The organism is Varibaculum vaginae (genome assembly GCF_900604285.1).
GTDB lineage: Bacteria > Actinomycetota > Actinomycetes > Actinomycetales > Actinomycetaceae > Varibaculum > Varibaculum vaginae.
Genome location: NZ_UWNY01000003.1, coordinates 14,057 through 28,080 on the forward strand (window position 1 = coordinate 14,057; position 14,024 = coordinate 28,080).

General features: G+C 49.4%; 9 protein-coding genes. 1 reads left to right on the forward strand and 8 read right to left on the reverse strand.

Annotated elements, in window-relative coordinates; genetic code table 11:
* Positions 1 to 38 precede the first annotated feature (38 nt).
* The 8 genes from EFB02_RS08035 to EFB02_RS08070 form a co-directional block, all read right to left on the reverse strand.
* Positions 39 to 2,312, reverse strand: coding sequence for a BspA family leucine-rich repeat surface protein (locus tag EFB02_RS08035; protein WP_160115401.1), 2,274 nt, complete (start codon positions 2,310 to 2,312; stop codon positions 39 to 41).
* A 170-nt stretch (positions 2,313 to 2,482) separates the two neighbouring features.
* Positions 2,483 to 4,318, reverse strand: coding sequence for an ABC transporter ATP-binding protein (locus EFB02_RS08040; RefSeq protein ID WP_234992798.1), 1,836 nt, complete (start codon positions 4,316 to 4,318; stop codon positions 2,483 to 2,485).
* Positions 4,251 to 6,065, reverse strand: a complete 1,815-nt coding sequence (locus EFB02_RS08045) for an ABC transporter ATP-binding protein (protein ID WP_234992799.1) — start codon at positions 6,063 to 6,065, stop codon at positions 4,251 to 4,253. The genes EFB02_RS08040 and EFB02_RS08045 overlap by 68 nt, the downstream gene beginning before the upstream one ends.
* Positions 6,066 to 6,078: 13 nt before the next feature.
* Positions 6,079 to 7,542, reverse strand: a complete 1,464-nt coding sequence (locus tag EFB02_RS08050) for an ABC transporter ATP-binding protein (RefSeq protein ID WP_122821077.1) — start codon at positions 7,540 to 7,542, stop codon at positions 6,079 to 6,081.
* Positions 7,539 to 8,348, reverse strand: a complete 810-nt coding sequence (locus EFB02_RS08055; protein WP_122821078.1) for an energy-coupling factor transporter transmembrane component T family protein — start codon at positions 8,346 to 8,348, stop codon at positions 7,539 to 7,541. The genes EFB02_RS08050 and EFB02_RS08055 overlap by 4 nt, the downstream gene beginning before the upstream one ends.
* Complete coding sequence (locus tag EFB02_RS08060) at positions 8,348 to 8,914, reverse strand: MptD family putative ECF transporter S component (RefSeq protein WP_122821079.1); 567 nt, start codon at positions 8,912 to 8,914, stop codon at positions 8,348 to 8,350. Before EFB02_RS08060 ends, EFB02_RS08055 begins: the two co-directional genes overlap by 1 nt.
* 261 nt (positions 8,915 to 9,175) lie before the next feature.
* Complete coding sequence (locus EFB02_RS08065) at positions 9,176 to 9,844, reverse strand: potassium channel family protein (RefSeq protein ID WP_147471056.1); 669 nt, start codon at positions 9,842 to 9,844, stop codon at positions 9,176 to 9,178.
* Positions 9,837 to 11,171: a TrkH family potassium uptake protein gene (locus EFB02_RS08070; RefSeq protein WP_200831588.1), complete on the reverse strand. Its 1,335-nt coding sequence runs from the start codon at positions 11,169 to 11,171 to the stop codon at positions 9,837 to 9,839. The genes EFB02_RS08065 and EFB02_RS08070 overlap by 8 nt, the downstream gene beginning before the upstream one ends.
* 274 nt (positions 11,172 to 11,445) lie before the next feature.
* On the opposite strand from EFB02_RS08070, the gene EFB02_RS08075 reads away from it, so the two are divergent.
* On the forward strand, positions 11,446 to 13,947 hold the full coding sequence (locus EFB02_RS08075) for an isopeptide-forming domain-containing fimbrial protein (protein WP_160115402.1): 2,502 nt from the start codon (positions 11,446 to 11,448) through the stop codon (positions 13,945 to 13,947).
* Positions 13,948 to 14,024: the final 77 nt, after the last annotated feature.

Genomic DNA, 14,024 nt, shown 5'->3' on the forward strand with positions numbered 1-14,024 from the left:
CGATAGGCAGAGCTTTGCTCTTTTCGAATGTTGTATGTTCAGCCTAGTGGCGTAACCTCTTGACGGGTAGCCCGTAAGTTCTCTTCCCGGCGTAAGCTGCAAACAGCCATACCTGCGATCCCTAACAAGCAAGCTAGAATCGCAATCTGGCCAAATAAGGTTCCTGTTTGAGGCAGACCGGCAGCCTTCCCAACCTGAGCAGGTTCTGTTTTCTTACCCGAGGCAATCTTAGCCGCCGGCTGCTCGGCAGGGCGCTTGCCAGAGGTATCTGTGGGTTTAATGGAGGGCTGGTTTCCAGACTGGTTATCAGCGCATATGCGGATTTCCTGGTCGGTCATATTCCGCGATTGACTCTCAGTTTTTTCTTTCGCATTAGCAGTATCTAAAATCCATTCATGTTTATTGCTATCCCATTTATGAGGGGTGGTGGTGATGGTACGACTTTGAGATATCTTATGATCGGCACAATTTTTTGCGCCCTGGTTATGGTTATCGATCCATTTAGAAGTATCAACTTTAGCTGCCGGTTGCTCTGGGCGAGCCTTTACATTGAGAATTCCCGCGGTAAATTCTAGTGAATATGCTCCGGCTACCGCGTCTTTAAGTTTTAAAGTTCCTTGCGTAATTGCAACCTGTCCCACCGGGGTATCTGCCCCATAATCAGCGCTGAGGGTACCGGTGAGCAAATCTTTGCTATGAGTCGTATCCACCCGGTAATCCAATACTGGCAGTGGTTCGCCTTGCCAAACCTGTGCCGGAGTTGCCGTTACTTTTACTATTTCATTAGGGCGAATCAAATAGGTGGCATCATCTACGATTTTGTCTTTAACCAAATCCAACATGGCAGAAACTGTTTGCCCGTCACCCGGGGTAGCGTTCAACACCGTGCCATCGTCAACATTACGAATATGATAAGGGCCGGCTATAAACTTGAACCAGCTAGAGATATTACGCTTTAAAGCAGCGCCTTTGATCCGTACGCTCGTGCGCCCCTCAGTAGAGAAAACGTCTGCGATGGTCTCTACCTCAACCTGGCTAATATCCCAGCCAGATACGTCCAAATTTTCTATGCTGCTGGCTCCGGCAAACATGTTGTGCATATTGGTAACTTGGTTGGTCTTCCACTTTGACACATCTGGTTTCGCTGCAGTGGCCGCAGCAAAAACACTTTCCATCTTGGTGACCTGGCTGGTATCCCATTTGGCGACATCTGGGGTGGCAGCAGTAGCTCCGTTGAACATGTCGCTCAAGTCGGTGACTTGGCTGGTATCCCAGTTTGATACATCTGGATTAGCCGATTTTGCGTTCTGGAACATGCCGCTCAGATTAGTAACCTGTTCGGTTTTCCATTTGGAGGTGTTCGGGTTCGCGGTGATAGCTCCTTTAAACATGCGGCTCATGTTGGTTACTTGGCTGGTGTTCCAGTTAGAGGTGTTCGGGTTCGCGACTTTCGCACCCTGGAACATTCCATTCATTCTGGTGACTTTGCTGGTATTCCACTTTGCAGTATCGGGATTAGCTGCTTCTGTAGCGCCGAACATTACACTCATATTGGTGACCTGGCTGGTATTCCACTTTGCAGTATCGGGGTTTGCCGCTGGCGCTTTATAGAACATGGCGCTCATATCGGTGACGTTTTCGGTGTTCCAGTTAGAGGTGTTCGGGTTCGCGGCCGCAGCCGTATGGAACATTCCGTTCGTAGTGGTGAGCATGCTGGTATCCCACTTAGAAGTATCTGGATTAGCTGCTTTGGTGGCGCCGAACATGCCGCTCATACTGGTTACTTGGCTGGTATCCCAGTTAGAGGTATTCGGGTTTGCCAGCGTCGCCTTATAGAACATATGGCTCATCGTGGTGACTTTGCCAGTGTTGATACCAGTATCCGGAAGGTTGATGCTGGCCTTGTCGCAGTGGGAAAATAGGAAGCTGGAATCTTGTGGGAAATCTATGGTGGTACCCGGATCAGGAATAAATTTTATTTCCACAGGTTGCGGTTCGGCTGGCTTTGCGTTGCCGTTTGCGTCTTTAACAGTTCCGCAGAATCTACTATTGGGTTCATTGTGGGTGGCCGGAGTTTTAGACATCCATTTGGCTCGATCTAGTTGGCCATGCCCGCTGACAGTCAGGATCTTGGCTCTCGGATCCCAGGAGGCAGTGAGGTTATCTCCTACACTGGTCGTTTCGGTATCTGCTGCATAAGCTACTGCAACTCCTAAAGAAGTTAAAAATAGGCTGGCAACAGCAAAAATAGTGCCCATAATAAACAGGAGACGAGAAGTAGTAGCTTCCCTATAATTTGATGTATACCTCATGATTTCTCCCAAATCCTCCAGTGGATTCATCAATGCCAAATCACTATAAAAAATAATTGGCATTAATCTCTAGACTTTTTCCTTAAATATTGAAGTAATCGCCATTGCAACGACCTCTAACCGGAAAATGCTTGCAAATAATTCCGTGCATGCTACCTACCTGTTCTGAACTATTGTGCGGCTATTTTCCATCCAGAGGCCGCCTGACGCTCATCCCAAAAATCTCGGTAAATCCCCTGGCAATTTACAAGTTCATTGTGGGTACCAATCTGAGCCACTTGCCCTTGATTATCTAGAACCACAATCTGGTCAGCCCGAGTAATCGTGTGGAGTTTATGCGCGATTACCAACATGGTGGATTGGCGACGTAATACTTCGAAAGAGCGCAGCAGATTTGCTTCGTTCTCGGCATCCAGAGCGCTGGTAGCTTCATCGAAGAGTACAATCGGAGCATTTTTTAATATAGCGCGAGCAATCGAAACCCGTTGGCGTTCCCCTCCTGATAATGCGCAGCCACCTTCACCAACGTTTGTATCCCAACCATCGGGAAGTCGGCTGACAATATCGTTGACACCTGCTAGTTCTGCCGCATGTAGTAGAGCCTCTTTGCTCGCATTGGAGTTACCGATACGGATATTGGCTTCCAAAGTGTCATCGAAAAGATAGACATCTTGGAAAACCATTGAAATCTGGCTCATTAAATCTTCAGTAGTTAATTCTCTGACATCTTGGCCTCCAACGAGTACTGCACCCGAGTTTACATCCCAAAAACGACAAATTAAGCGGGCAATAGTGGTTTTACCTGCGCCCGAAGGACCAACAAGTGCGGTCATAGTGTGGGGAGCGACGGTGAAACTGACTTTGTTTAGCACCTGTTTATCGTTCCCGTAAGAAAAATCAACCTCTCGAAGCTCAACTTGGTGGGGTAGTGGTTGGGCTAGCGAAGTCTCTGGCTCGGGCAGAGGGCGCGCATCTAGTACTTCGTTAATAGTCGCCATTGTCGGGCCAACCGTCAGTAACCCGGTTCGGCAATCAGAAATCGTGGAAAGGTAATGAGTGATTTCCAGGCTTATCCCAATAACCGCCACCACTGCTAGGGGAGCCAAACTTCCAGCAAAAGCAAGATGGACACTGGAAATAATCATTACCACGCAAATTGTTTGCGAGGCAATGCCGCCGAGGAAATTTCCGATGCATTCTACCCATAGTTTGCGAGCGGACCTGCGGCGATTTTCTGCTAAAGCCGTGGCCATTTGGGGGTAAGTCGTCTGATCACATGCACGGAGCATGGCTTGGCAGGTAGAAAATTCTACGATCCGATCAGCTAGTTCAGTTGCCGCCGGTGCTGCGTAGGCGCTGGCGGCACTGTCTAGGTAGGTTAGTGCCCACATCAGGATCAGGTAACAGATTAGGCATAACGCAAAGATTGACCCCAGGATGGGGTACCACCAGAGTAGGCCAGCAAGCAGTGTCAGCAAAGTGACGGTGGCGGCAGACAGTTCCGTGAGTAAGTGGGCACTTAGATTGCCGAGCTCATTGACAGTAGCGGCTCCTAGGCGGGATAAACGCCCGGTAGTATCGGTGGAGAACCATCCCAGGGGCAGTTTTGCCAATTGATCCCCGACGCGGCGATGGACAGTACGCATCACCGAAAAGGCACCTTCGTAGGAGAACCTATCTCGTATGTAGATACTGATCGCCCCGATAATCGCCGTGACCAGCAGGGTTAAAATCCAGGTGTTAACGTTATTAGTAGTTTCTTCTTGCCTGCTAGCCCAGGTATTTGCGAGCTGAATTAGCGCCAGTAAGCCTACCCCCTGGGCAATGCCGCTGATGATGCGAGCTACCCAGCTGATATTTCTGCTGTGATTTTGCGAGTTGGCGCTGAGTCTGAAACTCGTTCGAATTATGTCGATAGCTCCCATTGACTTATCCATTTTAGTTTCGTCCTCCTTCCGTAAGTTCAACATTCGATGCCGACCATAGGCGACGATAGAGTTCTTCATATTGAAGCTTCTGGTGATCACCACAGGCCACCAGCTGCCCTTTATCTAGTAGGACAATTTGATCGACGTTCTTTACCGAATCTGGACGGTGATCGATAACCAGAACCGTACGTCCGGCCATTAGATGGTTTATAGCTTTTTGGATTTGAGCTTCACATTCCGGATCCACCATGGCTGCTGCCTCATCCAATATGAGTATCGGCGCATCCAATAGTAAGGTTCTGGCGATCGCAATTCGCTGAGCTTGCCCTCCTGACAGCTTCAAATCTTCTCCGACAACAGTGTCATATCCTTTAGGTAGTGCCATGATTTCCTCATGAATCTGCGCCTGGCGAGCAACGCTAACAATCTCGGCCTCGTCTGCGTCGGGTCTACCTATAGAAATATTTTCACGGATGGAAGCCCGCAATAGTTGCGCATCTTGGAGCACGAATCCCAGGTGACGATAGAGATCGCTTCTACTCAGTTCTTTAAGATTGACTCCACCGATTAGCACTGTGCCGGTATCAGGATCTAGGAAACGAGCAGCCAATTTGGCCAGGGTGGTTTTCCCGGCCCCTGATGGCCCCATGAGAGCGGTTACTGTACCAGGAGCACAACGTAAGGAAACATTATCCAAAGCTAGGGTATGGCCATAGCTGAGCGATACATTTTTAAATTCGATGCTTGCGTCTTGGGGTAAAGACAGTGATTGGTCTGGGCAGGAGAGGGAGTTTACCCTAAGAAGATCAAGAATCCTTTTGGCTGCGGCACCTGCTAACTGGTAATTCCAAGCAAGCTGGGTTACCAGGTTAATTGACGAGGGCAGTGCGATGGCAATTAAACAACCGGCAACTACTTCTACCGGACTAACCCAATGCTCGGAGACGAACCAGGGGCCGACAATCCCAAATAAGAGAACTATCAATGGGGTAGAGGTGAGGGCGGTGGTCAAGGAAGCCGCATGCACCATTGGCCGATTCCATTCCTCCATATAGTCACAGGCTTCATTGGCGCTGTGAGCATATTTGCGGTGTGCTTTTCCGGTGATCCCAAAAGTCTTAACCACCTGGATGCCTTTTACGAACTCCACCATTGCGGAGGAAACCTGATCAAGTTTTGCATCAAGTTCTAAGGATTTATCGCTCATTCCCCGCATCATCACCGCGTAGGCAATGATGTAAATCGGTACCGTAACAATTACTAAAAGTCCGAGTCTTAAATCAATAGTGAAGGTATAACCCGCGCAAAATATGGGCACTAGGGTGGCAATCAGCGAATCTACGGGGCGGTGTGCTACCAGCACATGTAGATTCTTTACATCGTCTTGCAGCACTTTACGCACATGCCCAGAAGTGTTATCGCTAAACCAAGTTAAAGGAGCTTGCCCCAGAAAACGAATAATCTTTTGCTGAATACTTGCGGATAGGCGATTATCTGCAATATGGGTAACTAACAAGCCCACAAAATAGGCGAGCAGCCCTCCGCAAAATGTTCCGATTAACACCTTTACCCAAAATATGATGACGCTTTGGTTGGGGGATGCGCCATTGCCCAATGAGGTTAGGAGTTCGTTGCCGATTCCCACCAAAGCAACGAAAGGAAAAACTCGCAAAATAGCGGAGATAACCGCCATTACTTGACCAACCCGGAGCGCCATTTGCACGGGAGCTAAGAGTTCTCGTAATGCGGCTTTACCTTGCTTGCTGCTCAGCTTGATATTTTCCGCTGAATCTTTTCCTGGTTCGCTAACTTGGTGATCAGTCACTTGGCTTCCTCTTTCAATGTTTCTCTTGGTCAGGTGCGGTAAGTTGCATGCTCATCTCGCTATCGAGAGGCTGGAGCATTAACTGATAATCGGCAACTTCATTGATGAACTCCAGGTCGTGGCTAATGATTAGGATTGCTTCGTTCTTGGCAGCTAGTGAGCGAATCTGAGAACTAATCGATAGTAGGTGCTGGTAGTCAACCCCCGAAGTGGGTTCATCGAATACGTAAAGCTCTGCCTCGCTCGCCAGGGCGTTCGCAATTACGAGACGCTGTTTTTGTCCCCCGGAAAGAGTCATCGGGTGTCGTTCGGAAAGCCCTTGCAACCCCAGATCACCTAGAAGTGCCTGCACCTGCTCATCGCTAAGATTGTCATTTCCTAGTACGACCTCTCCCGCTACCGTTTCGGCAAATAGCTGCCGGTTTACATCTTGCATGACTAGTACGCTGCGTTTTTGTCTTTCGGCTGCCCGGCAAGATTTGCCGCTAAAACTAATATCGCTGCCTCCTTCCGGGTGAGCTAACCCGATGAGGGTGCGTGCGAGAGTAGTTTTGCCCGCTCCGTTTGGACCGACTAACGCTACTACTTTTCCCTTCGGTAGACATAGGGAAGGAATATTGAGGACGCGGTGTTTGCCGTAACTGAACCTTAAATTTTTTGCGGTGATACCGTCCGCCTGCTGATCAGGAGGAGTGTTAACGCACATTTCTGGTTTTTCCAGGGTGCGCAACCCTAGCTCTTTACGCTGTTTAGAGGACAAACTAAAAAACTCGTCCGCAGTATATAAATGCTGGATTCGTCCTTTACCCATGATCGCGACTTGATCTGCGAGACCTTTTAGAGGGTAAACGCGGTGCTCGGCTACTACCAGGGTCCAGCCCGCGCTTTTTAATCTTTGTAAGACTTCGCTGAATGCGGAGATTGCTTCAGGGGAAAGGTTAGAGGTGGGCTCGTCTAAAAGTAGGATTTGCTGCGGTCCGGCCACTGCTGCCGCGCAAGCAACCAGCTGCAATTCACCTCCGGAGAGCTTACGTAACTCTTTGCCTAGCAGTCGCTGAATGCCCCAGGTGTTTACAGCTTCCGCGATCCGGTTAGCGGTTGTTTGGGCACTGTCACCGGCATTTTCGCTCGCGAATGCTAACTCTTCTAGTACATTTGCTGTAAAAAATTGGGAACGGGGATTTTGAAAAACTGTCCCGGCGGTACGCCCTAATTCTTGGATATCTGTTTGCACGGTATCGAGACCGGCAAGGGTGGTGCGTCCGCTGAGATTACCCTTATAAAGTTCGGGTATTAAACCGTTCAGAAGTTTTAAGAGGGTCGACTTGCCTGCTCCGGAAGGACCGGTGATTAAGGTACAAGATCCTGTAGGGAAATCGAGGTTGATATCGCTGACTGCGCTAACGTGAGCTGATGAGGTTTCTTCTTCTGGGTTGAACTGGTAATCGAAGGAGACATGGTCGATTGAGGTTCTCATTTGAATCCGCCCGAGAGTATAGCTAGATGATCTGAGTAGGGGATGAGAGCAATCAGGGCAATTAGCGTCAATATCCAGAGGGCGTCTCGTAGGTTAAATCGAAGCTGTTTCAAAGTGCTTGGGCAAATATTGGATCCTAAACCACGAACCATGCCGGCGGCAGTCATTTCATCAGCGGTTCGCGCGCAGGATGCCAGTAAGGGCACTAAAACCATTTCTAGAAAATGGAGGGGATGTAAGAGGGCGCGCCATCCCATTTGTAATCCCCGCAGGGACATTGCTTCTCTTACTGCGCGGTATTCCCGAAATACTGTCGGTATGAATCGTAATAGCACTACCAGGGGAACGGTTACAGCTAACGGTATGCGTAAGCTGCGAAGACCAGCTACGAGTTCTCCGGGGACGATAGTTTTAATCGCGTAACCTGCCAGACCGCCAACAGTGCAGAGCTTTATCATCCAATAGCCTAAAACCATTAGGAATGCGGTGAGGGCACTTGGCCAGATTCTGGGGAAAAGATAGATACAAGCGATCCAGGTTCCTTCCACGGCAAGGAAACCTAGCGCCCATGAATAGCAGCGCGACAATAGTAAAGCCAAGAGCGCAATAGCGGCTACCAGGAAAGTGATCACTATGGGTAGTCGCGACATTACCAGGGCATTTAATACAAATATAACCAGTATTACGGTGCGCGGATCTGGTCGGGAATGTCGTTGGTTAGCTGCTAAGATTTCAGCGCTGGTGACCTGATCCTGGTGATAGCTTGCTGCTGATCCGGGGGTGCTAGTTTGGCATTGAAGACTCATTACTTTGCGATGCCAGCTTTACGGAAGTGCCGCGCCATTAGAGAATTTCCGAAGACTCCGCCGATAAGCCCGAGAACGAAAATTCCCACGCCCCAGGCCACAATCATCCATGGTGACAAGAACCAGCGTAATGAATCTGCATAGGCGGTCCCCATAGAGTTGGCAATATATTTGTAGTAGCCCTGTGCGTCAATGAATACGGGGAACCAGGGCACCACGTACCATACGGACATGACAGCGTATCCTAGAACTCGGAAAGCTGCTGAGTTTTTCGCAAAGAGGAAGTCTGCGGCTAGTCCCAGTAAGGGTGTAAGTAGGGCAGTAACCCAGGGGTGCCCGGTAATTACCATTAAAATCCCGACTAGTAGTCCCATTAATGTCAGGGCGCCAATCTTGGGTACCCGCGACTTAAATAGCATTACTACGGCGCCGTTAGCGATAAGTCCCAAGGCATAGCCCACGAACATCATTGCTGGATTGATAATACCGAGCATTCCGGTGGCGAAAACTAGCACAAAATAGATTGCGGTGAAAACGCCAATGTTGATGAAGTCTCGTGTTTTCATTAGATAAACCTCTTTGAATTAATGCATTAGGTAAGCCTTGCCTAATATAGGGTAGCCTGGGTGCCCCCTCATGAGTCAAATAGTTTCCGGGTAATCTACCCGACATTAAGGGAGAGGCATGAAGAAATGCGATATATCGAATAGTTATTCCACGGGTGACTAGCCTAGTGGTGAATTGGCTATTCTACGGGGAGCTGAGAACCTGGCATCAGGGTCGCGGGTTATCGATAGGGTGTCGTTTAGAATTGGCTTTTGCGCTACCTATAGGCGGGGAGAAAGGCGAGCGAACTTTTCTACCTGCTTTGCGCTACCGTAAATCTGTACTTGGTCGCCCTCGGTAAGTTCGATGTCCTGTAGTACCGGTTGCCATTGATTTTGACGCAAAACCGCCACTATTTTTACCCCGTGTCGGTTCCAGAGGTCAACCTCATTTAGAGGGCCGGCCGCCGACTTGGGGAGGATGGTTCTGACCATTGCGGTTCCAGCAGATAGTTCAACGTAGTCAATATTTACCCCGCGTACCAAGTGAGCCACCCGGCGCCCCATCGCTACTTCGGGGTGGACGATATGGGGAACCCCAATCTGCTCTAAAATACGTCCGTGAGCAGTGCCGGAGGATTTTGCCCACAGGTTTTTCACCCCCATATCGGTAAGCAAAGAACAAGCCAAGATGGAAGCCTCTACGTGGGGGCCGCCGATACCGACTACTACTCCGTCGCAATCGGCTACTCCTAGTTCAGTAATCGAGGCAATATCGGTGGCGTCAGTTTGAGCCACCTGGCTCAAGATGCCGTTATTGCGATTTACTATCGTCTCGTTTAAATCAATGCCGATAACCGCGGCATAGTCGGACATTAACTCGCGCGCAACCGCAGAACCGAAACGTCCTAAACCGAGAACCGCGTATGTAGGTTTTGCGAAGTTAACCAATGATCGGCCTTTCTGTGGGGAAGGAAATGTTGGAGGCGCTAGGGGCGAAGGCAAGGGCAGTAGCCACTGTAATCGGGCCTAGGCGTCCAATAATCATCAAAGTTATCAGGATTAGTTGCGAAGGATTGTTAAGTTGCGGTGTTATTCCCGTAGATAATCCCACGGTACCAAACGCTGAAAGTACTTCAAATAGAGTTTCCGACAAAGTGAACTGGGTTAAAAACAGGATGGCAATGGTGGCGGTAGCGGTCAAGATAAAGGCCAGCACCACAACAGCTACCGCTTGGTGGGCAACCTCCGGCGAGATACTTTTCCCAAAGACCACTGCTTGACGTCGACCGCGAATAACCGCAGCTACCACAGCTAAAAGGGCAAACATGGTAGTGATTTTAATACCGCCCGCGGTTCCGGCCGGTCCGGCTCCGATAAACATGAAAGTATCCATGGCGAACAAAGTAGATTCGTGCATCTGACCGATATCAATTGAGTTAAAGCCGGTAGTGCGGGTTTGTACCGCTTGGAAAATCCCGGCAAGAATCGCATCTGCACTTGGAAGCTTGCCCAGGGTTTTGGGGTTGTGCCACTCGAAAGCCGTCACCACCAGGGAAGAAAACAGTAACAATCCTGTACTGCCTGCTAACACCATCCGTGAGTGCAAAGACCAGCTGTAGGGTTTGAGAGGGCAAGTGCGCAGTTCAAAGAGGACAGGGAACCCTAGACCTCCGATAATGATTGCTACCATTAGGGGCAGGCAGATTCCCCAGTCACCTACGAAAGATGACAGATTATCGGAATAGAGCGCGAATCCTGCGTTATTAAAAGCTGATACCGCATGAAATATTCCATGCCAGAGGGCACGGGGTGGGGAATATCCTAAGGAAAGGAAGCGAATCGTTAGGGGAATCGCGGTGAATAGCTCAATCAATAGGGAAACGGCTAGAACACGTCGCAGTAGGGTGCTTATTCTGCCAGTTCCACTGCGCCGCTCGGCTGCGGAAGCCAGGTTAGTGCTGTGATTTTCTCGGCGAACAACCGCTTGGGCAAGTACCGCCGCAAAGCTCATCACTCCAAAGCCGCCCACTTGGATGAGCGTCAGGATTACAATTTTTCCAAAATCTGTCCAGTAGGTGGCGGTATCTACAATGGTCAGCCCAGTAACGCATAAAGCAGAAGTTGCAGTAAATAGTGCCGGAAGCAGCGGCAATCCCCCGACATGTACAGTTGAAAGTGGCAACATCAATAGGCAGGTTCCTATCAGTAGGGCAATGAGGAACCCGGACAAGATAACCGCCGCATAGTTAAAGTAATGGCGTTGTGTTCTAGCCACGAAGTGCATCCTACGCAGCATTACTGCATCCTGCAAATAAAAGGTTGCCAAAGGAATAAATAGGCTATTTTCACAGGTAAATAGGAAAAAGAATAATTCTTCTGAAGTGTTTTCACATGGTTTTCTAGTCTCGTCTGCAGGGTGAGGGGGATGGGACTTTTTTCCTCGTATTACTTTTAGCTCGCCCGGCAAGATATTCTGGGGATGCCAGTTAATGCCGAAATGGACTTTATCCTGGAAACAGGTCGAAATACTGCTACCGCAAGTGGGGAAGATGAATAGAAAAACCGCAAATCTTTGCCTGATCGGCGTTATCGTCGCTCTGATCCTGGGGATGGCGTTTTTATCTCCCCTGGCTCAGGCTGCTGGTGACGAGGAGGAAGACACCGCCGCCCTCTATGCGACTATCTATACTCGGGCTAACTGTACCGATTTAGAAATCCAAGAAGGCACTGGCTGGTTCGCTGACTCCTACGAGGTCGAGGGGGACGACGTTACCTCGGACAAAACCTTAGAAAATGGGTTGCGAAAATGCGAGATTGAATTCGCCCTCGACGCCGCAGATTATCCCATAGGCAAGCAAATAACTTTTTCGGTAAAGAAAGGTTTTTCGCAGGTAGGGGAGTCGGTAAAAGTCAAGGTTGCGGCGGGCTCTGATGGTACCCCGGAAATGCGGATGACTTTTAAAGAAAAAATCTCGGCGCGCTACGAGATTGCCATGATCGATGAAGCCGGTAAAGCCCTTGCGGGTACTGCCGAATCCTTTGAACTTCTACTCTATGACCCGGTTAGGAAGAAAAATGAGGCGGTTACGGTCACGAAGGATTCTGCTGGTTACGGTTTCCTAAAAACGGTAGCTTATGACGATAACGGCAAGTTCGCTCCAAGCTTGCTGGTTCCGGCAACGCAAGCAGATTTTCCGACCGTTACCTTGAAAGATGGTGGGCGGAAAACCTTGTATTCGGTGCAAAAAGTATCGGCCAAGGGTGAGGGGTTCCAGCTGGTGTTAAAGCCGCTAAAGCTGGTGAACCAGACTTATCACGTGACTATTAAGCGTCCCCTAGAGGTGCTAGGGAAAAATGATATTTGGAAGTTTAATATCGGGGGTAAGCCCGATGCCCAGGCTGAAAAACAGCTTTTATTGCCTACGGCTAGCGGTGATTATTCCTTCGATATTAAAGCCACTGGAGTTCCAGAAGGGGCGACACTGTCTTTACCTAGCCTGCCGAATTCCTACATATATTATGCGATTGCGGAGCAAAAATTTGATTCGGCAACTAATACTTTGACGGTTACCATTGGGAAAAAGGTATATGTCCTGACTTCAAATATTGAAAGCGTCAAGTATGACTCTTTTGCAACTTCCTATGCGAAAGCCGGGTTTACTTTAGGGCTCTATGACCAGCGCGGGAAGCTGGTCGCAAAATCTACTGCCACCAAAACCGCCTATGATTTTCCGGCAAGTTTGTTTAAGGCGGTAACCCCAGGGGACTATACGGTTCGGATTGAGGACGCGGCGCCAGCCTTCATAAAAGACTACGACCTGTCCCTACATTACGGAGTTCGCTTGGCCAAAGACGGGCGCCTAACTATGGGGATGCTGCAGGCCAACAGTGATAATGAAGTGTGGGCTAATCCTTATGGTGGTACCGATGAGCGCTTTAGCGATGACGCTAGCTCTCGCGCTTTGCTTGGTTACAAGACGCCGCTGTTATTACTGGTACCGAAAAAACCAAGTTTTGCCAAAGTGATTGACCAGGCCAAGTATCCGATTGGTGAGGATGGGAAGAAAGCCTATGCCAGTAAGGGAGACGTAATCGACTACAAGATTAACGCGAAGATCCCGGGAGACCACCGCCTGGTGGTGGCGTATGGCAAATATGTGGAGATGGGATTTAAGAATAAGGTCACGGTAGTCGATAAACTCGATCAACGCTTAGAGCTGGTTCCTGGATCCCTCAAAGTAATGGAGGGCGAAGAAGTAGCTCCCGACTTTACAGCTAGTTATGATCCGGGTACTCGGGAGATTAGGCTGCTAGATAACGCTAAAACCCAGGTAGCAGAGTTTGGTTTTAATAAGGCGATTAAGATTCCTGCGGAACGAAAACTCGCTATCAAGTTCCAGGTTAAGCTGAAAAACTTGGGGGATCAGCCGATTTATAATCGGATTCCTGATTCGGAAACCGAGATTATCCCTTACCTGGATTTACTGGTTAAAAAACACTGGGAGGGCGGGCTTGACCTGCTTAAAGATATCGATATACGCGATTACATCGATAACTTCAAAGTGGAAACCTGGCAAAGAAAGAAGAAAATAGCGACCGAGCCGGTGCGGAGGTACCTGCGGGTCGATAGTTTTAAGCAAGGAGAGGGCAAAGACTTCCAATTTGTCCTCGAGAAGTTACCGAAATATACGCCAGCAGACGTAGAGAAGAAACCCGAAGAGCGGGTACCACTTACCTATAAAGTGACAGAGAACTTGCCGGAAGAGCTTGCGGGCAAGTTTAAAGTCAGCCAAGTCGCCCAAGCCGAGCAAAACGATGGGGTTAACCTGGTGTCCTTCACTAACACTTTCCTGCCGCCCCCGCCCCCGGTGACTCCCCCTTCCACTCCGCCGGTAACTCCACCAGTAACGCCTCCGGTGACTCCACCTACAACCCCGCCAGTGCCAGAGGAAGTCGTCCATACGGGTAGTGGTGCAGCTTCGCTTTTGGGGATTTGCGTCCTGGGGGTAGCGCTAGGAGGCATAATTATCATGCGTCGCCGCTACCTTTAGGGAGAAAGGTTGTTCGCAATATAAGTGGGAGCTATTACGGTAATCGCAGTTTTCAGGCGAGCGGTCGCGGGTTTCTT